At 49.9% G+C, this 17,568-nt stretch carries 17 protein-coding genes; 13 read left to right on the top strand and 4 right to left on the bottom strand.

All coding sequences use genetic code 11. The features are described from left to right. Positions 1-443 precede the first annotated feature (443 nt). Entirely contained in the window at positions 444-1,193 is a 750-nt protein-coding gene (locus ACJJIN_RS11435; protein ID WP_444898150.1) for an alpha/beta fold hydrolase, read from the top strand. A 129-nt stretch (positions 1,194-1,322) separates the two neighbouring features. Here ACJJIN_RS11435 and ACJJIN_RS11430 read toward each other — a convergent pair whose 3' ends face one another. The 4 genes from ACJJIN_RS11430 to ACJJIN_RS11415 form a co-directional block, all read right to left on the bottom strand. After that, entirely contained in the window at positions 1,323-1,994 is a 672-nt protein-coding gene (locus ACJJIN_RS11430) for a DUF1349 domain-containing protein (RefSeq protein ID WP_444898149.1), read from the bottom strand. Next, complete coding sequence (locus ACJJIN_RS11425; RefSeq protein WP_444898148.1) at positions 1,991-2,806, bottom strand: sugar phosphate isomerase/epimerase family protein; 816 nt, start codon at positions 2,804-2,806, stop codon at positions 1,991-1,993. Before ACJJIN_RS11425 ends, ACJJIN_RS11430 begins: the two co-directional genes overlap by 4 nt. Before the next feature lie 95 nt (positions 2,807-2,901). Then, positions 2,902-4,638: a GMC oxidoreductase gene (locus ACJJIN_RS11420; RefSeq protein ID WP_444898147.1), complete on the bottom strand. Its 1,737-nt coding sequence runs from the start codon at positions 4,636-4,638 to the stop codon at positions 2,902-2,904. An 11-nt stretch (positions 4,639-4,649) separates the two neighbouring features. Beyond that, on the bottom strand, positions 4,650-5,243 hold the full coding sequence (locus tag ACJJIN_RS11415; RefSeq protein ID WP_444898146.1) for a gluconate 2-dehydrogenase subunit 3 family protein: 594 nt from the start codon (positions 5,241-5,243) through the stop codon (positions 4,650-4,652). Between the two features lie 317 nt (positions 5,244-5,560). On the opposite strand from ACJJIN_RS11415, the gene ACJJIN_RS11410 reads away from it, so the two are divergent. The 12 genes from ACJJIN_RS11410 (at position 5,561) to ACJJIN_RS11355 (ending at position 17,439) form a co-directional block, all read left to right on the top strand. Next, positions 5,561-6,790, top strand: a complete 1,230-nt coding sequence (locus ACJJIN_RS11410) for an AraC family transcriptional regulator (RefSeq protein ID WP_444898145.1) — start codon at positions 5,561-5,563, stop codon at positions 6,788-6,790. Positions 6,791-6,858: 68 nt separating this feature from the next. Beyond that, positions 6,859-8,169 carry a tRNA lysidine(34) synthetase TilS gene (gene tilS, locus ACJJIN_RS11405; RefSeq protein WP_444898144.1) on the top strand — a complete coding sequence of 437 codons (1,311 nt, stop codon included), beginning with the start codon at positions 6,859-6,861 and terminating at the stop codon, positions 8,167-8,169. Positions 8,170-8,294: 125 nt separating this feature from the next. Then, entirely contained in the window at positions 8,295-9,929 is a 1,635-nt protein-coding gene (gene pyrG / locus ACJJIN_RS11400; protein WP_252085084.1) for a CTP synthase, read from the top strand. Positions 9,930-9,984: 55 nt separating this feature from the next. Beyond that, positions 9,985-10,830 carry a 3-deoxy-8-phosphooctulonate synthase gene (gene kdsA, locus ACJJIN_RS11395; protein ID WP_413664888.1) on the top strand — a complete coding sequence of 282 codons (846 nt, stop codon included), beginning with the start codon at positions 9,985-9,987 and terminating at the stop codon, positions 10,828-10,830. A 142-nt stretch (positions 10,831-10,972) separates the two neighbouring features. After that, positions 10,973-12,259: a phosphopyruvate hydratase gene (gene eno, locus ACJJIN_RS11390; protein ID WP_444898143.1), complete on the top strand. Its 1,287-nt coding sequence runs from the start codon at positions 10,973-10,975 to the stop codon at positions 12,257-12,259. A 95-nt stretch (positions 12,260-12,354) separates the two neighbouring features. Continuing rightward, a complete protein-coding gene (locus tag ACJJIN_RS11385; protein WP_282931806.1) occupies positions 12,355-12,642 on the top strand; it encodes a septum formation initiator family protein in 288 nt (95 codons plus the stop codon). Next, positions 12,639-13,358, top strand: coding sequence for a 2-C-methyl-D-erythritol 4-phosphate cytidylyltransferase (gene ispD / locus ACJJIN_RS11380; protein WP_444898142.1), 720 nt, complete (start codon positions 12,639-12,641; stop codon positions 13,356-13,358). The genes ACJJIN_RS11385 and ispD overlap by 4 nt, the downstream gene beginning before the upstream one ends. Continuing rightward, positions 13,358-13,843 carry a 2-C-methyl-D-erythritol 2,4-cyclodiphosphate synthase gene (gene ispF, locus ACJJIN_RS11375; RefSeq protein ID WP_202862866.1) on the top strand — a complete coding sequence of 162 codons (486 nt, stop codon included), beginning with the start codon at positions 13,358-13,360 and terminating at the stop codon, positions 13,841-13,843. The genes ispD and ispF overlap by 1 nt, the downstream gene beginning before the upstream one ends. Further along, positions 13,836-14,798: a tRNA pseudouridine(13) synthase TruD gene (gene truD / locus ACJJIN_RS11370; protein WP_444898141.1), complete on the top strand. Its 963-nt coding sequence runs from the start codon at positions 13,836-13,838 to the stop codon at positions 14,796-14,798. Before ispF ends, truD begins: the two co-directional genes overlap by 8 nt. A 54-nt stretch (positions 14,799-14,852) precedes the next feature. After that, the gene (locus ACJJIN_RS11365; RefSeq protein ID WP_444898140.1) at positions 14,853-15,524 is read left to right on the top strand and encodes a protein-L-isoaspartate(D-aspartate) O-methyltransferase; all 672 of its coding nucleotides are present in this window, start codon (positions 14,853-14,855) and stop codon (positions 15,522-15,524) included. Next, a complete protein-coding gene (locus tag ACJJIN_RS11360; protein WP_444898139.1) occupies positions 15,521-16,483 on the top strand; it encodes a DUF368 domain-containing protein in 963 nt (320 codons plus the stop codon). Before ACJJIN_RS11365 ends, ACJJIN_RS11360 begins: the two co-directional genes overlap by 4 nt. A 194-nt stretch (positions 16,484-16,677) precedes the next feature. Then, positions 16,678-17,439, top strand: a complete 762-nt coding sequence (locus tag ACJJIN_RS11355) for a peptidoglycan DD-metalloendopeptidase family protein (protein ID WP_444894558.1) — start codon at positions 16,678-16,680, stop codon at positions 17,437-17,439. Positions 17,440-17,568 lie beyond the last annotated feature (129 nt).

Here is a 17,568-nt window from a genome sequence, read left to right as displayed (position 1 = left end):
TATTTCACGCCTTCATAGTATTACTTGTCACAAAATTATTGCCGCTATTGGTGCTGTATTGAGTTGTCAGGCACTGCAAACGTGCAGGCAAATAGATAATTCAATAAATTTTATTTTCTAATCTTATTTAAATTTTGGAGTGGGGTAGGCTTTGCGCAGGTTCCATTTTCTCGGGAACAGAAAGGTAATTGATTTGAAATGAAGCTGCCATTCCTCTCAGGTTAGTATGACTTCGCTCTCAAAATTAGGGCTCTTGGATAGTTGGCATTCTTATTGCTGGTTATTTTTCGAGTGTTTGTTTTTCAGACCTGGCCTTCCATTGAATTATGGCGGTTATGGTGGGTTGGTTCCCTATTTGATTTTTGTGCATTTTGAGGTCCTCGGCCATGGTGGTGCCGGGGATGGTGCGGATAAATTAACTTGAAATGGAATTGGAGGAACTAATGGCACCTTGTCATATCGTTTTTTTACCAGGACTTTTCGCGCGTGGATGGATCTGGAACCAAGTTGCAGACGCTTGCCGGCAGCAGGGGCATAAAATAACTGTTTTCGAGCCATCTATCCCTGAGGTTTTTATGGGTAAGTTGGATTCGGCGCACGAAATGATTAGAGAGTGTCTCCAGTTAAATGGAGATATGGATAATAATATTTTGGTCGGCAACTCGATGAGTGGGCTTATTACGTTAGATTTTGCCGCAAAATATCCTGAACTGGTAGCTGGGGTGGTTATCAGTGGAGCCCCGGGGCTTGAGGAGTTGGAGGCAGGAGTTTCCCTTTCTGATTTACGCGGGTCGGTACCTGGAGCAGCAAATATACTTTGTGAGCGGGTCTTCCGAGATATTAACCGCCTGCCGAAACCGGACTACGAAAAGGGCGTCGCCGATATCAATACTATTTTCTCCACCAACGAAACGTTTAAGTCGGTAGTTAAATGGCTGAATATAAGTAGGAAGTATGATGTTCATGGCAGTTTGAAGAAAGTGAGATGCCCGATCAAGTTAATATGGGGAGACTTCGATCAAATAACACCGGCTGAATCCTGGCGGTCGCTGGCCTCCCAGAATGATAATTTGGATTATTGTGAAGTGTATGATTGTGGGCACAGTCCTATGCTGGAAAAGCCTGAAGAATTTTATCAGCTTCTTTCTGGGTATCTTCTTGGTATAAACAGGCCCTTGGCGCGGACTGCTTGATAACAAGCATTTCCTGGGTGGCTCGAGATGCATAGCTATGACAGAAATTGCGCTTGTCATAGCTATGTATCTCGAAGGCTGTTATTAATGTTCTCTCGAAGTTTTTTCTTCGAGACGATAGTCGGGTCGTTAGGTTCCCTGCATATAGTCTGTAATTGTTTTTTCCTCAAAGTTAATATCAGAAAACAAAGCTTGTACTTTGGGGCCTGTAGGTGATTGGGCGAGAAAACCAATCCTGGTGGACTTGGAGGTCTGCAGGGAAAATGATCGAAGGTATGACCAGTGTCTGCTATCTTCTGAGTGATAAAAGAAGTATGTAGTTCCTTTCCTTGCAATTTTTAGATGGCTGTATTCCCTCTGGGTTTCTATATGGTAGGCATCGTCACCACCTTTATAAACGACGGTAGACGCTATGCCATTTTTGCCAGAGTTAAACCTCTCAAGTAGAAGTTTTGCCCAGTTTCCCTCGTCTGCATAAACAATTAAAGCGGCTCCATCAAAGCTTTTCTCAAGGTTTACAGAGACTTTTGCGGAAAAAATAAAGTCAGCTTTCGGTGCGAAAATTAATCTTGGGGCATTGTCTACTTGATAAGAGCTGTCGGCATTGGTGAATAAATCACTGCCTTTTGTGGCGGTGATGGTGATTTTTGAAGGGGCGATGCTTGGTTCTTGAATGGTGTGCTGTTTTTCCAGCGGATAGGGAATTAGTAAATAGTTGTAAGTTTCTGGGGCGGCTGTCATTGCTATGCAATTGCTGGTTTGAAGTATCAAAGTCAATAGAGCGGGGAATAGGTATTTCATGATTTTATATCCTTTCTAGTGGACATATACGATGAAAGGTATTGCTGAAGATTTGCTTTTGATTTTATAAGTGCCTCTATTGTTTCCATACCCTTTGGTGCAGTCTCCTGCTCAAGAATAATCCACTGGCTGCCGCCGACTTCGATACTGGCCTCAATAATTGAAGGCCAATCTATTAGATCCATGCCGACTATAGCTTTATTGTTAATATTCTCATCAGGAACCCAGGATTTAAAATGAGTGGTATAGGTTCGCCCCGGATATCGTTTTAGATAGTTGATAGGATCTTTGCCTGCCGCAGAAGCCCAGCCGATGTCTAACTGCAAAATGAAATTGTCATCAGTAGACTGGGATATATAGTCCCAGAAAGTTGTGTTTTGATAGGTGGAAAATTCTTTATCGTGATTATGAAATCCCATTTTCAAACCGTACTTGGAAAGAGCGGATTGCGCACTGCGAAGCTGCGATATTAACTTGTCTACCCCGTTAGGGTTCCAGCTTCTCGGGTCCCAGCCAACGATTAGGTATTCGGCACCCAGGGTCTGGTAATAAGTGGCCGTTGTATCTATTAATTCCGGGAGCAGCTGGGTAATAGAAACGTGTGCACCGCTCACTTTTAGCTTTAATTGCTCCAGTAGAGAGCGGAGTTCCTTTGGCTTTTCTTTGTACGGACCTAGTTCCGTAGCCAGTTCTATCGCATTAAAACCTGCTGCTTCTAGTCTTTTTAGTGTGCCTGAAAAGTCCCGGTTTAACTCATGGCGAACAGACCATAGTTGAACCCCGAGTTGGGGTTCAATTTTCTCAGTAGTCATATTCACTTCTATTGCGACTGATTTTACGACAGGTAAAGTTGTCAAGAGAATAGCTGTAAACAGATTGCGAGATAAATTTCGTAGGCTTATCACTTTTATAATCTCCCCGCAGAAAGTTCGCTGGCTGCATAGTTTGCGGCTCGAGCAGTTAATGCCATAAAAGTTAGAGAGGGGTTTTGAACTGCTGAAGAGGCGAAGCAGGAGCCATCGGTTACAAAAAGGTTGGGTATGTCGTGCGATTGGTTGTACCCATTTAAAACTGAGTCGGTTTTATCACTACCCATTCGTGCTGTGCCTACCTCATGGATGGCACTTCCAGGGGGATATTTATCACTAGTGACTTGTCCACTAACTTCATTTAGCCCCAAATTCTTAAGCATAGCTTGCATGGCCTCACAGGCATCCTCCATCATTAGGCGCTCATTTTTAGACCATTGACAATTGATATGTAGTTGCGGGATTCCCCACTTATCTTTTTTGGTGGAGTGGAGCCTGACCTGGTTTTCGTGTCTCGGTAACATCTCTCCCTGTGCACCAATCCAAAATCCCCAGCGCCCAGGTTGTTGCAGTTTTTCTTTGAAAGATTTTCCAATCCCCTCGGAAGCAGCCATTGTCCGCCAGTCCTGCCGATAGGCGCTTCCTGAAATCTGGTAGCCGCGCTTGTAGTGCTTTCGGTAAAGTTCGGGGCGATATTGGAAATTGGGAATCAGGATGCCGGTTGGTCTCCACCCGGAGAAGTACTCATCTTCATAACCATCAATAAAGCCGTGGGCTGAGGCATTGTAATTGTGGTCCATTAGGTAGTGGCCCAGTACACCAGAGCTGTTGGCGAGCCCCTTGGGGAAATGCTTGTTGGCTGAGTTGAGGAGTATTTGGGTTGAGCCCAATGTGGATGCGCAGAGGAAAACGATTCGGCCAAAATACTCTCGTTGTTGCAGGGTTTCGCTGTCGATTACCCTTACGCCAGCTACTCGGTTCTTTTGCGAGTTGTAAATAAGGCTGTGTACCACGCTATTACTGGCAATTTGTAGTTTGCCGGTTCTCATTGCGGCTGGCATGGTGGCGCTTTGTGTAAAAAAGTAGCCGCCGAATGAGCAGCCTCGTTGGCACTGGTTACGAGCCTGGCAGTTGTATCGGCCTAGGGCTACCTGTTCCCGGTTTGGCTTGGTCAGGTGAGCAGCTCTTCCAATAATGAAATGCTTATCACGATACTGCTTTTCAAACCTGGACTTGATGTCTTGTTCACACTGGTACATCTCAAATGGTGGTTGGTATTCGGAGTCTGGCAGTTGCTCAATATTGTCCGTATTGCCACTGATTCCGGCAAAGCGTTCGACTTTGCTGTACCAGGGTGCAATATCCTTGTAGCGAATGGGCCAATCAACTCCTACGCCATCACGTTTGTTTGCGAGAAAGTCGTGGTTACTAAATCTATATGACTGCCGGAACCAGAGAAGGCTTTTGCCCCCTACTTGATTGCCGCGAATCCAGGTAAAGTCTGAGCCGGGCTCTGTGGAGTAGGGTTGGTCGCTGTCATTACAGAAAAAATGCTTGGTGCTTTCATTGAGAAAAATACTACGACTTTGTATTGGGTAGATTTCTTTTTTCTCTTTCAGATTCATTTTAGTACGGAGTGGGAATTCCCAAGGTCCCTTGTTTTCTGTGGGGTAGTCCTGACCGTGTTTTACCATCCGGCCCCGATCTATCATCAGGGTATTTAATCCCCGTTCGGTTAGTTCTTTTGCTGCCCAGCCGCCGCTAATGCCTGACCCTATAACGATTGCGTCAAATACCTGGCTTTCTTTTTGGATCAATAATTCATCATTTTGCATAGTACTTTCCTTTAAATACGTGGCAGTGAACCCCAGGCCTTCCCGGTTTGATCCAAGGGAACTGAACCTTTGAACCCACCGGGAATTGCTTGGTAAGCAAGCTCACGGGTGGCTCCGGTAAAGCTGGTGTAGTAGCCAAGGCACACCAGGAATTTAAGATTCCTGAAATCTTGCTGTAAGTCTGGGTTAAAGGGGGCTATTCCGGTGTCGAGTGATTCGAGTAGAGCAACCGATTGTTCTGGGGCAAGATGAATAAAGGGGTGTCCATACCGGGTGGTGGCACGCTCATCCAACTCATGTAAGAGCTTTTTGGTTTTTAGCTGGGTCTGCTCTTCTATGCAGCCGGTTAAATAGTGATCGACAAATAAATGGCACTCTGTTTCAGCTGCGCCGGGAGTATCCGTTGCGGGTATCAGGTAGGAGCAGATTTTGTGCAGGGTGGTGAGTTGTTCAATAGAGAAAAGCCGTGCCCGGTAGGCGTCAGTTCTTCGCGATTTGAAAAAATTATCTGCTGCCGCAAGAGCTTGCTGCTCTGTGCAGGTTAGGGCCAGAGAGGTCCCGCCCACAGTGGCCAGTCCTTGAATAAATTTCCGACGGTTTATCATCCCGGTCTCCTCTTGTTGCTTGAAGAGTTAGTTCTTTTCTAGTGAATCGATACTGGTAGGGAGATTTTGTCTTTGGGGCTTAAACTCGTCGTCTTGAATTGTGGTAATACCCAAATCTGGACGTACAAATTCAGGTATTACCTAAAGCTTTACCCCTTATTTGGGCGGGCCGATGGTGGTTTAGTGGTAATATCTTTCTAGGGAGCCTCTGAATAACTCCGTGATACTTCTGGCATGCAGAGCGGTTCACAATCAAGGCGCGACTTCGCAGGAATGTCTAGACCTTTCAAGAAGGTAGAAGGGCTATCTGAGTATCAATGGACGCTTTACTATTCAATTTCCACGATATTGTTCTGATAATGACCAGTTATCAGTGCGCTCTTTTTGCACTGTTGTTGTTAGTGATTCGTCGTGAGCGGCGTTTCAGCAACACCTTGTTGGCGCTATTTCTGTTCTCACAAGCCGCTATTCCCCTGGATATCCTGATTAATTTTGGTGAGGGTTTCCGCAGTTGGTCCATTGAGACTTCCCCGAACTTGTTTTTTGTATTTGGCGCAGCCTACTGGTTAGAAGGCCCCCTGTTACTTTGGTATACCCGCTCCTTAACTCGCGAGGGGTTTAGGATTTCCAGGCGGGACCTTTGGTACTTGCTGCCTTTTTTTCTGGCAGTCGTGTTTGAATATTTCTCCTACTGGCAATTTGATAGCGAAACCAAGACAGCCATGCTGCGTGGGGAGAATTTAACTACTGGCTCAATGTTCGATCACTTGTTGGGATTGGCTCGTGAATCGCTTCGGGTACTTTTCGGTGTTTTGTGTCTTTTTGAGGTGCGTCGATGCCGCAGGCAGATTCGAGATAATCATTCCAGTATTGAGAAAATTGACCTGACTTGGCTGCTGGTGTTGATCTGGGGCTTCTTGCTGGTTCGTATTTGGGCTCTGATGATTAACCTGGCGGTAGGGTTGGCGCAGGAGTGGCAGCTCCAGTTGGATATTGGAGCGATGGGGCTGTTTAGTAACTACGCCGTATTTGTTTTGGTTAGTGCCATGATCTTCTTCAGTCTCAGTTACTCCTCAATGTTTGAGGGCGATGGGCATAAAGTGGAGAAGTCCGGGGAAGATGTAGGTTCTGACCAGGAACAGGATGCTAATGGGGAGCCTGAGATTGATCTGGAGTTGGCAGCCCAAATTGAAAATTATATGCGGGAAGAAAAGCCTTACTTGGTTCCAGCCCTTACCCTAGAGCAGTTGTCAGGGCAGTTACAGGTATCACGCAGGTTGCTTTCACAGACGATTAATCGTCATTTTCAGTGCAACTTCTTCGAGTTTGTAAACCGTTACCGTATAGATGAGGCAAAACGGATGTTGCGGGAGCCGCAAAATGCGGGGCTCACCGTGATGGAGGTAATGTTGTCCTCGGGCTTTAATACCAAGGCTACATTTAACTCCTTTTTTAAGAAAATGGTTGGTATGACGCCGACCGAGTACCGCCGGCTTTATTGCGAAGCCAGGGCTGGCAGTGAGAAGGGTGCTATAGAGCCCAGCTAAAGGGCTCTAGCCGCCTTTGCTGGGTTTGGCGGTATACTTTTGAAAATTTGATTCTGGCTCGATCCCTTGTGAAACCCGTAGACCTCCCTAAAAAACTCCCAACTCTGATAAAGGGGTTACTAAAGTCCCACCCTGCCAGCGGCCAGTTGTGGGTGGGGTTTTCTGGTGGTCTGGACTCCACTGTTCTCCTGCACCTTCTGGTAACTTGCCAGGTTCCCGTGCGTGCGCTTCATATTCACCATGGCCTAAATACAAATGCGGACATTTGGCTGGCTCACTGTAAAGAGTTTGCTGAAAGTCTGGCGGTACCCTTTACAGCCATTCAGGTTACTGTTGATTACAAAGATGGCGGATTGGAGCAGGGGGCTCGCCGGGCGAGATATGAGGCCTTCAATCAGGTGATGTCCGAAGGTGATCAAATTCTGCTCGGTCACCACGCGGATGACCAAGCTGAGACTTTCCTGCTGCGCTTAATGCGGGGCGCGGGCGTGTTGGGATTGGCCAGCATGTCCGAGAGTCGAACGATCGGAGATAATAAGTACTTACTGCGCCCTCTACTCAGGGCGGGGCGAAAAGAACTAGAGCAGTGGGCTGAGGCTCACGGATTGAGCTGGATTGAAGATGACAGCAATGCGGATGAGGCCCTGGAGCGGAATTTTTTGCGGCATCGAGTTGTGCCACTGCTCAACCAGCGTTGGGGAGTGAGTCGCCAGATCGCTCGGGCAGCGGAGAACCTGAGGGAGTCTGCGGACTTGCTGTCTGAGTTGGCACTTGCTGACCTGGAGGAGGTTGATTTAAAGGTGGAGCGATTTGGCGAAAGCCTGGCCCTGCCTCGCTTCTTCAGCCTTAGCGAGGGGCGCCGTAAAAACCTTATGCGGCATTGGGTGTTGCGCCAAGGGGGGCAGCCGCCAGAGTCGGCCCTATTAAATCAGGCGCTTTCCCAGGTGACTCATGCGGCAGAGGATGCACAGCTTAAAGTTAATTTGGGTGGGCGAGTGGTGCGGCGTTTTCGGAATCGCCTTTACCTGACCCCTGAGCTGGCGCCAATTGCCAATAACTCCGATAAAGGTTGGCACTGGGATGGCCGCTCTAATCTGGCTCTGCCAGCGGGTGGCATTCTTCGGCCCTCTTCGGATTGGCCAGTGGACGACTATAGAGTGTGTTATCGCAGGGGGGGGGAGCGTGCGCACCCGGTAAATCGCTCCAGGTCACAAACGCTTAAGAAGCTCTTGCAGGAGTGGGCCCTTGAGCCCTGGCTCAGGGATCGTGTCCCATTGGTATTTTTGGGGGATGATCTGGTGGCTGTCGCGGGGCTCTTTTCATGCAAAGCAGGCTGCGCCATCCCGGATGAACCACCCGGCTGGCGGTTTTTCGATTGAGTGTTAAGGGGGTTTCTGCTACCCTGGCGCCCCGTCTAAAAGGCACCGGGAGAAGCTGGATTATCCGCCCGGGCCAGCCCTGTAAGCTCGACATTCATCGAGCGCTCAACTGACCAAGGTTTTGCATGACGCGCTATATTTTTGTAACTGGTGGCGTGGTTTCCTCGTTGGGGAAAGGTATCGCCTCCGCCTCTTTGGCCGCCATTCTCGAGGCCCGTGGCCTCAAGGTTACCATCCTCAAACTGGACCCCTACATCAACGTAGACCCGGGTACCATGAGTCCCTTCCAGCACGGCGAGGTGTATGTCACCGAGGATGGTGCCGAGACTGACCTGGACCTGGGTCACTACGAACGCTTTATCCGTACCCGGATGTCCAAGCGTAACAACTTCACCACCGGCCGCGTGTACGAAACCGTACTGCGCAAAGAGCGCCGTGGTGACTACTTGGGTGGCACCGTACAGGTGATCCCCCATATTACCGACGAGATCAAGCGCCGCGTTGTAGAAGGTGGCCGCGATGTCGATGTCGCAATTGTTGAAATCGGTGGCACCGTAGGTGATATCGAATCCCAACCGTTCCTGGAATCTGTGCGTCAGCTGCGTGTGGAAATGGGCACCAATCGCGCCCTGTTGATCCACCTGAGCTATGTGCCTTTCCTTGCCACTGCTGGTGAAACCAAGACCAAGCCGACCCAGCACTCTGTTAAAGAGTTGCGTTCTATCGGCTTGCAGCCGGATATTCTGCTGTGCCGTTCCGAGCGCGAGATCGATGAGGACTCCCGCCGCAAGATCGCACTGTTCACCAATGTGGAAGAGCGCGCTGTTGTACCGCTGCCCGATGCCAAGACCATCTACGGCGTACCGCGTCTTCTGCACAGTTACGGCCTCGACGATATCGTTGTGGAAAAACTGCAGCTGGAATGCCAGGCACCAGACCTTTCCGAGTGGGACGAAGTGGTCGATGGCAAGCTGAACCCGCAGCACGAAGTGAAAATTGCCATGGTTGGCAAATACATGGAGTTGCTGGATGCCTATAAGTCCCTGATCGAGTCCCTGACCCATGCGGGTATCAAGCATCGCTGCAAAGTGGATATCGACTTTATCAACGCTGAAGACGTTGAGGGTGAGAACGGCATTGACCTGATCAAGGATGCCGATGCAATCCTGGTTCCAGGTGGGTTTGGTGAGCGCGGTTTAGAGGGCAAGCTTGAATCTGTTCGCTACGCTCGTGAAAACAATATTCCTTACCTGGGCATCTGCCTCGGTTTACAGTCTGTGGTTATCGAGTTCGCGCGCAATGTGCTCGGCCTCGAAGGTGCCAACAGTACTGAATTCAATACTAAAACCCCGCACCCGGTTATTGGCCTGATCACAGAGTGGATCGATAGCGAAGGCAATATCGAGAAGCGCGACGAGCAGTCCGACCTGGGTGGCACCATGCGCTTGGGTGGCCAGGAATGTCGCTTGGCTAAAGACACCAAGGCTCGCGATATCTACGGCGCTGACGTCATTGTAGAGCGCCACCGCCACCGCTATGAAGTGAACAACAACTACGTTGATCGCCTGCAGCAAGCTGGTTTGAAAATTGGCGGCTGGTCTGCAGACGATACCCTGGTAGAAATGGTTGAATTGCCGAACCATCCCTGGTTCGTTGCTTGCCAGTTCCACCCGGAATTTACTTCAACCCCGCGCGACGGCCATCCGCTGTTCGAAAGCTTTGTTGCCGCCGCAATGAAGCAGCGTGAAAACCAGGGTTAATCAGTAATCCGCCCCCGGTCTCTGTGACTGGGGGTGAGATGACAGGGAGCTGACAGTGAAAACAATTGAAGTCGGAAATATTCAGGTCGCCAACGATAAGCCCTTTGCGCTGTTCGGCGGTATGAATGTACTGGAATCCCGCGACCTGGCGATGCAGGTGGCTGAGCACTATGTAAAAGTCACTGAAAAACTGGGTATTCCCTATGTTTTTAAAGCGTCTTTTGACAAGGCCAATCGCTCTTCCATCAATTCCTATCGCGGACCGGGAATGGAAGAAGGCCTGAAGATTTTTCAGGAAATCAAAGATACCTTTAAGGTTCCCTTGATTACCGATGTCCACGAAGTACACCAGGCTGCTCCGGTTGCCGAAGTCGTGGATATTATCCAGCTGCCGGCCTTCCTGGCCCGCCAGACTGATCTTGTCGCCGCTATGGCAGCGACTGGTGCAGTGATCAATGTCAAAAAGCCCCAGTTTATGAGCCCGCCGCAAGTTAAAAATGTAGTGGAGAAATTTGCTGAGTGTGGCAACGAAAATATTCTTTTGTGTGAGCGCGGTGCCTGCTTTGGCTACGACAACCTGGTTGTCGATATGCTGGGCTTTAGCACCATGATCAATGCCTCCGGCGGTGCGCCGCTGATTTTTGACGTCACCCACTCACTGCAAATGCGCGATCCTTCCGGTGCAGCTTCTGGTGGTCGCCGCGCACAGGTCACTGAGCTGGGCCGCGCAGGTTTGGCCATCGGTATTGCCGGCCTGTTCCTGGAAGCACACCCGAACCCAGACAAAGCATTGTGTGATGGCCCCAGTGCATTGCCACTGGAAAAGCTGGAGCCATTCCTGGCGCAGATGAAAGCGGTAGATGACCTGATTAAAGGTTTTGAGCCGCTGGATACGAAATAAAAAGAGATATTTTTGCGCGCCCTGATTGGGCGCGCGGCACTTTCCCCTCTGCTATTTGGCCTGAGCGCTGTAGCAAAAAGTGCGTAAAGTCTGATTTACGAAAACCTATTTTCAGTAAGTACCAATACGGAGCCCATTGTAAATGAGCAAGATTGTCGCTGTTAAAGCCTTTGAAGTAATGGATTCTCGCGGTAACCCTACCGTTGAAGCCGATGTAATCCTGGAGGATGGTTCTATTGGCTCCGCCTGCGCCCCCTCCGGTGCCTCTACAGGCTCCCGTGAAGCGCTGGAACTTCGCGATGGCGATAAAAGCCGTTACTTGGGCAAGGGTGTCCTGAAAGCGGTTGAAAATATCAACACTACTATCGCCGACCTGCTCAAGGGTATGGATGCTACTGATCAGCGCGCCCTGGACAAGGCGATGATCGATGCCGACGGCACTGAAAATAAGGCGAACTTCGGCGCCAACGCTATTTTGGCGGTTTCCCTGGCTGCCGCTAAAGCAGCTGCCGCTTCCAAAAAAATCCCCTTGTACCAGCACATTGCTGAGGTAAACGGCACCCCGGGCGAGTACTCCATGCCGGTACCGATGATGAATATCCTCAATGGCGGCGAACACGCTGACAACAATGTGGATATCCAGGAATTTATGGTTCAGCCCGTTAAGGCTGAATCTTTTGCCGAAGCTCTGCGCCAAGGTGCTGAGATCTTCCACTCCCTGAAGAAAGTACTGTCCAGCAACAGCCTGAACACTGCAGTTGGCGATGAAGGAGGCTTTGCTCCGAACCTGCCTTCCAACGAAGCAGCGCTGAAAGTGATTGCTGAAGCGGTAGAAAAGGCCGGTTACACCCTGGGCGATGACATTACCCTGGCTCTGGACTGCGCTTCTTCCGAGTTCTACAAAGATGGCAAGTACGATCTGGCTGGCGAAGGCAAGCAGTTCGATAGCGAAGGTTTTGCCAGCTACTTGGCCGATCTGTCCGCCAACTATCCGATCCTGTCTATCGAAGACGGTATGGACGAGAGTGATTGGGACGGTTGGAAAGTTCTCACCGACAAAATTGGTGAAAAAGTACAGCTGGTAGGCGACGACTTGTTCGTAACCAACACCAAGATCCTGAAAGAAGGTATCGAGAAAGGTGTCGGTAACTCTATCTTGATCAAGTTCAACCAGATCGGCTCCCTGTCCGAGACTCTGGATGCGATCAAAATGGCTAAAGATGCGGGCTATACCGCTGTGATCTCTCACCGCTCCGGTGAGACCGAAGATACCACTATTGCGGATCTGGCGGTTGCAACTGCTGCTGGTCAAATCAAGACCGGTTCCCTTTGCCGTTCAGACCGCGTAGCCAAGTACAACCGTCTGCTGCGCATCGAAGCTGAGCTGAATGGCTCCGCTCCTTATCGCGGCCGCGCTGAATTCAAGTAATCCATTACTTGAATTAGCGTGCAAGTACTACAAAGAGGGGCCAGCCCCTCTTTGTAGTACTATAAATACGAACAAGCGAAATATCGTAATCTCGTATGAAATGGCTGCTGGCAATACTCACCATTATGCTCCTCGCCACCCAGTACCGACTTTGGGTTGGTGAAGGTAGTCTCGCCGAAGTTACCCGTCTCAAGCGTCAATTAGCCCAACAGCAAGAAAAAAATATCGCGCTGGTGCGGGAAAACCGTCAACTGTTTAGGGAAGTCCGCAGTTTGAAAGTTGGCACTGATGGTGTGGAAGCGAAAGCCCGTTATGACCTGGGACTGATCAAGGAAGGGGAAACACTGTTTATCTTCCTGGATAAGGAAGAGGCTGAAAATTGATTAAGGATTATTGGGTCATTGTACCCGCTGCCGGCGTTGGCAAACGTATGGGGGCTGATCGCCCGAAACAGTACCTGCCATTGCTCGGGCGACCACTGCTATCCCTGACTTTAAAAAATATTCTTGGGTGGCCAGGTTTGGCTGGCGTTGTAGTATCGCTATCGGAGCAGGATACCTACTTCCCTCACCTGAAAGAAGCAAACCACCCCTTGGTACACACCGTCATTGGTGGAGCTGAGAGAGCAGACTCTGTTCAGTCCGCCCTGGATTTCCTGGCGGAGCGAGAAAGCGGCGATACTCCGGTTTTAGTCCACGATGCTGCACGACCCTGTGTGTCTGAGCGCGATATTTGCGCTTTACTCAGTGACGAAGTCTCACCGATGGCACTTTTGGCGCGCCCCGCAAGCGACACATTAAAGCGCAGTCATATGACTGGCGGTGTAGCCTGTGTGGAAGAAACGGTTGACCGCGAAAGTATTTGGTTGGCGCAAACCCCACAGCGGGCCCCTCTCAGTACTCTGCACTCATGCCTTGGTAAAGCCCTGGAACAAGGGGTTGCTGTAACCGATGAAGCCAGTGCACTGGAGTTTTTTGGCCATTCACCGCAATTGGTTGCGGGTGAAAGTGACAATATTAAAGTGACGCACCCCGCCGATATCATAATTGCAGAAACTATTTTACGTCTGCGCTACTCCCCGACCGAGGATAAGCGATAGTGAGTTTTCGAATAGGCCAGGGCTTTGATGTGCACGCATTTGGCCCAGGTGATCATGTAGTGCTCGGAGGAGTACAAATCCCCTATGGGTATGGTTTGGTAGCTCATTCTGATGGGGATGTTTTACTGCACGCCCTATCGGATGCCTTACTGGGTGCTCTGGCCCTGGGAGATATCGGTAAACACTTTCCCGATAACGATGAACAATTTGCCGGAGCGGATAGTAGAAACCTGCTTCGACATGTTGTTGGATTAATCGATAGTAAAGGGTATCGCCTGGTTAATGCGGATATGACGTTGATTGCCCAGGCCCCCAAAATGGCTCCGCATATCGATGGAATGCGAGTCAATATTGCCGCTGACTGTGGTGTTGATTGCGATGCGATCAGTGTCAAAGCAACCACTACAGAAAAGCTTGGATTTACTGGTCGCGGTGAGGGTATCGCCGCGCAAGCTACTGTTTTATTAGAGCGCAAAGATGTCTGAAGTTTGGAACCTGGATTGGCCCCGAGCGCTTGGGGGTGCGGTAATTTCTGGTGATTTTCGCACAGAACCAGAAGATTTTATTGTCGATGAGTTGGCTATGCCACCGGCTGATAAAGATGGTGAGCATGTTTACTTACAGGTTGAAAAGCGCGGGGCAAATACCGCCTGGGTTGCCAAGGAATTGGCGAAGTTAGCTGGGGTGCAAAGCCGGGATGTCAGCTTTTATGGCTTGAAAGACCGACATGCTGTTACCACTCAATGGTTCAGTGTATGGCTCGGACAAAAGCCAGAAGCAGACTGGTCGCAAATTAACAGCGATGAGATTTCATTGCTCCAGGCCTTCCGGGGACCACGCAAGTTGCGTCGCGGCGAGCATATAGGGAATCGCTTCAAGATTCGGTTGCGCAATGTAGAAGGTGATCGGGACAAAGCAGAAGAAGTACTTCAGCTAATTCCCAAAGGGGTGCCCAATTACTTCGGTGAACAGCGCTTTGGGATTGATGGCAATAACCTTAGCCTGGCAAAAAACTTAGCTGAAGAAGACGGTCGCTGCCGCAAAAGCGAAAAGGCCTTCGCCATGTCTGCTGCCCGTAGCTGGCTGTTCAATCAGGTTTTGGCTGAACGAGTCAACACCGGAACCTGGCAGAGCCCTCTCGTTGGAGAACCTGAAGATTACCCAACTGGGCCTCTTTGGGGGCGTGGCAGAAATCTGTCAACGGATGCCCTGGGGCTGTTGGAAGAGCAAGTGTTGTCTCCGTGGCAGCCTTGGTGCAACTGGCTGGAGCACTGCGGTCTTAGCCAGGAGCGCCGGGCCATGATTTTATCCCCGGAGGCGTTTCGCTATGAGTGGGAAGGTGATCATTTAATCGTCGAATTTGCCTTGCCACCGGGTACTTTTGCTACGGCTTTGCTACGGGAGATAGCTCAGCTGGTCAATGTTAAACAGTGCACATAAAATTTGTATTTAGGTGACTGGCACTGTTGCACAAATCATGGACAAGAAAAGAATATGGATCGCTTGAGACAAGAAGGTCTGGGGATGACTTCCCAGCGAACCCGTAATCGCTTGATCCAGCGATTGCGGGAAGAGGGGATATCCAACGAGGAGGTGCTGGATGTAATGGCGTCCACTCCTCGACACCTCTTTCTGGATGAAGCCCTGGCTATTCGGGCTTACGAAGATACTGCTTTGCCCATAGGGTATGGCCAAACTATTTCCCAGCCATACATTGTCGCCCGTATGACTGAACTCCTACTGAGTAGAGCCAAGTCTCTACACCGAGTTCTGGAAGTGGGTACGGGCTCTGGCTACCAAACGGCCATTCTTGCTCGCTTGGTCGAACAACTTTATTCCGTCGAGCGTGTCGAACCTCTATTGGAAACCGCTCGCCATCGGTTGGGGGAGCTGGGTTATAGCAATGTAGAGTACAAGCTCAGCAATGGGGGCTTTGGTTGGAAAGACGAGGGTCCTTACGATGCAATCCTGGCTGCAGCAGCACCTGCAATGATTCCTGATGAGCTGCGAGAACAGCTGGCTCCCAATGGGGTTTTGGTAATTCCGGTGGGGGCCGAGCAACAATACCTGACGATGGTGACTCGTCGTGAGGATAGTAATAAGTTTGATGTGGAAAAGTTGGAAGCGGTACGTTTCGTGCCTTTACTCGGTGGCGTGGTTCGATGAGATTTACTGAGGTTCTAAAAAGTCGCTACCCCGGAGTACTTCTGCGGGGAATGGCAATGGGGGCTGCCGATGTGGTACCCGGTGTTTCCGGGGGAACTATTGCCTTTATTACCGGCATCTACCAGGAGCTTTTGGACTCCCTCAGTCGAATAGGCCCGCATTGTATTACAGTGTGGCGGAAGGAGGGGTTTCTATCCACTTGGCGCTATATTAATGGGAGCTTTCTGCTCTCTCTTTTCCTTGGGGTATTGTTGAGCGTTTTTAGCTTGGCCCACCTGATTAGTGGCTTACTGCAAAATTATCCAATTGTTGTGTGGTCTTTCTTTTTCGGTTTGGTTATCGCTTCTATTGTTCCCATTGTGAGAAATATCCCCCGGTGGTCGCCATCTGTTTTGGTTTTTCTCGTACTGGGTATTGCGCTTGCAGTAACTGTGAGCGAGATGCGGCCTTCGGAGATACCGGCAACTCCACTTACACTATTTTTATCAGGTGCTTTGGCAATATGTGCGATGGCACTGCCGGGAATTTCCGGCGCTTTCCTGCTGTTATTAATCGGGATATACCCCAAGGTTTTAGCTGCAGTTCATGAACTCCAAATTTCAAACCTATTGTGCTTTGCGGCAGGAGCGGCAATAGGTCTGATGCTCTTCAGTCGGTTGTTGTCTTGGCTGATGCACAAATATGTAGCCAGGACATTGGCATTTCTTGCCGGGGTTTTGTTGGGTAGTTTGAAGATTATTTGGCCCTGGAAACTGCCTATGCCTGGGGAAATCGAAGCATCAAGCAAATTGGCCCCTTTGCTATCCAACACTTCTCCGCTAACTTATGTCGAGCAAACCGGCGACAGTGCTCATTTGGGGGGCGCAATTGTTGCGGCTCTAGTGGCAGCGCTCTTAGTTCTCGCTGTAGACTTCTTTGGCAAGGTGCACAGAGAGAAGTCTTGCGCCACTCCGCAATAAGATCTGGAAAATCTCGGTATGGCAGCGTTTTATCAAACTTTTCCAGAGATTTTTGGAGCTTTTCTTTAGACACTTTTTCCATAAATGCCGTGGTCTGATGTAAAAAGAGAATAATGGAATGTCATCTTTTGCAACCTCTTGAGCGCCGATGTTGGCGGAACAAACTCCCTAAAATCGGTCATTGTTTGTGGGGGGTGTTTAAAATATTAGGCTTGCTGGTTCTGCTGCAGGCCGTTTCCTCCTGTTCCAGCCACAAAGCCCCCTCAAGCTCCCTACGCCAGCCCCCGAGTATCAAAATTACCCACCACACGGTTGGTAAAGGGGATACCCTCTATTCGATAGCCTGGCGTTACGGCAAGGATTTTCGCCAATTGGCTGCGATAAATGGTATCCGCTCCCCTTATCAAATATATCCTGGGCAGAGAATCAGGCTGACGGGTTCAGTGCCAACCAAGAGCACTGCCAGCACGCAAAAGAAGCAAAAAGCGCCAGTCGCAAAAGCTAAACCGAAAACAACACAAACGACCACTGCTAAAAAATCTTTAACACCAAGCCCAAAGCGCCAATCAACAGCATCTCGCCGGAGCGGATCGGTCAACTGGCGCTGGCCCGCCAAGGGGAAAGTGATTAGTCACTTCCGCTCTGGGGACCCATTGCGTAAGGGAGTTGATATCGCGGGTGAAAAGGGTGAGTCTGTACTGGCAGCGGCTGATGGCACCGTGATCTACGCAGGAAGCGCCTTGAGAGGTTATGGAAAGCTGCTGATCGTCAAGCACAACGAGGTTTACCTCAGTGCCTATGCACACAATCACCGGTTGCTCGTAAAGGAGGGCAGCAGGGTAAAGGCGGGGCAAAGGATAGCGGAACTGGGTTCGAGTGGTACCGACCGCAACAAGCTCCACTTTGAGATTCGCAAAAACGGTCAGCCAGTAGACCCTCTTGCCTACTTACCGTAAGTTCACGGCCGCAGTAAAGCTCTGCAAATAAAAATGGACTTTTAACTAGTACCACTTGAGGTAGTCACTGTAATCGTGGCCATCCCAGGGTCAGCCGATTCAGTGGCTGTCGCCACATACCTGCGGCAT

Source organism: Microbulbifer maximicatervae (SeqCode) (genome assembly GCF_052467505.1).
The sequence above is the reverse complement of the archived record's forward strand: the minus strand, read 5'-3'. Positions and strand labels throughout refer to the sequence as shown.

Coding starts and splice junctions, on each gene's coding strand:
- ACJJIN_RS11435 (WP_444898150.1), top strand. CDS start 444: ATGGCACCTTGTCATATCGTTTTTTTACCAGGACTTTTCGCGCGTGGA.
- ACJJIN_RS11430 (WP_444898149.1), bottom strand. CDS start 1,994: ATGAAATACCTATTCCCCGCTCTATTGACTTTGATACTTCAAACCAGC.
- ACJJIN_RS11425 (WP_444898148.1), bottom strand. CDS start 2,806: ATGACTACTGAGAAAATTGAACCCCAACTCGGGGTTCAACTATGGTCT.
- ACJJIN_RS11420 (WP_444898147.1), bottom strand. CDS start 4,638: ATGCAAAATGATGAATTATTGATCCAAAAAGAAAGCCAGGTATTTGAC.
- ACJJIN_RS11415 (WP_444898146.1), bottom strand. CDS start 5,243: ATGATAAACCGTCGGAAATTTATTCAAGGACTGGCCACTGTGGGCGGG.
- ACJJIN_RS11410 (WP_444898145.1), top strand. CDS start 5,561: ATGGACGCTTTACTATTCAATTTCCACGATATTGTTCTGATAATGACC.
- pyrG (WP_252085084.1), top strand. CDS start 8,295: ATGACGCGCTATATTTTTGTAACTGGTGGCGTGGTTTCCTCGTTGGGG.
- eno (WP_444898143.1), top strand. CDS start 10,973: ATGAGCAAGATTGTCGCTGTTAAAGCCTTTGAAGTAATGGATTCTCGC.
- ACJJIN_RS11385 (WP_282931806.1), top strand. CDS start 12,355: ATGAAATGGCTGCTGGCAATACTCACCATTATGCTCCTCGCCACCCAG.
- truD (WP_444898141.1), top strand. CDS start 13,836: ATGTCTGAAGTTTGGAACCTGGATTGGCCCCGAGCGCTTGGGGGTGCG.
- ACJJIN_RS11365 (WP_444898140.1), top strand. CDS start 14,853: ATGGATCGCTTGAGACAAGAAGGTCTGGGGATGACTTCCCAGCGAACC.
- ACJJIN_RS11360 (WP_444898139.1), top strand. CDS start 15,521: ATGAGATTTACTGAGGTTCTAAAAAGTCGCTACCCCGGAGTACTTCTG.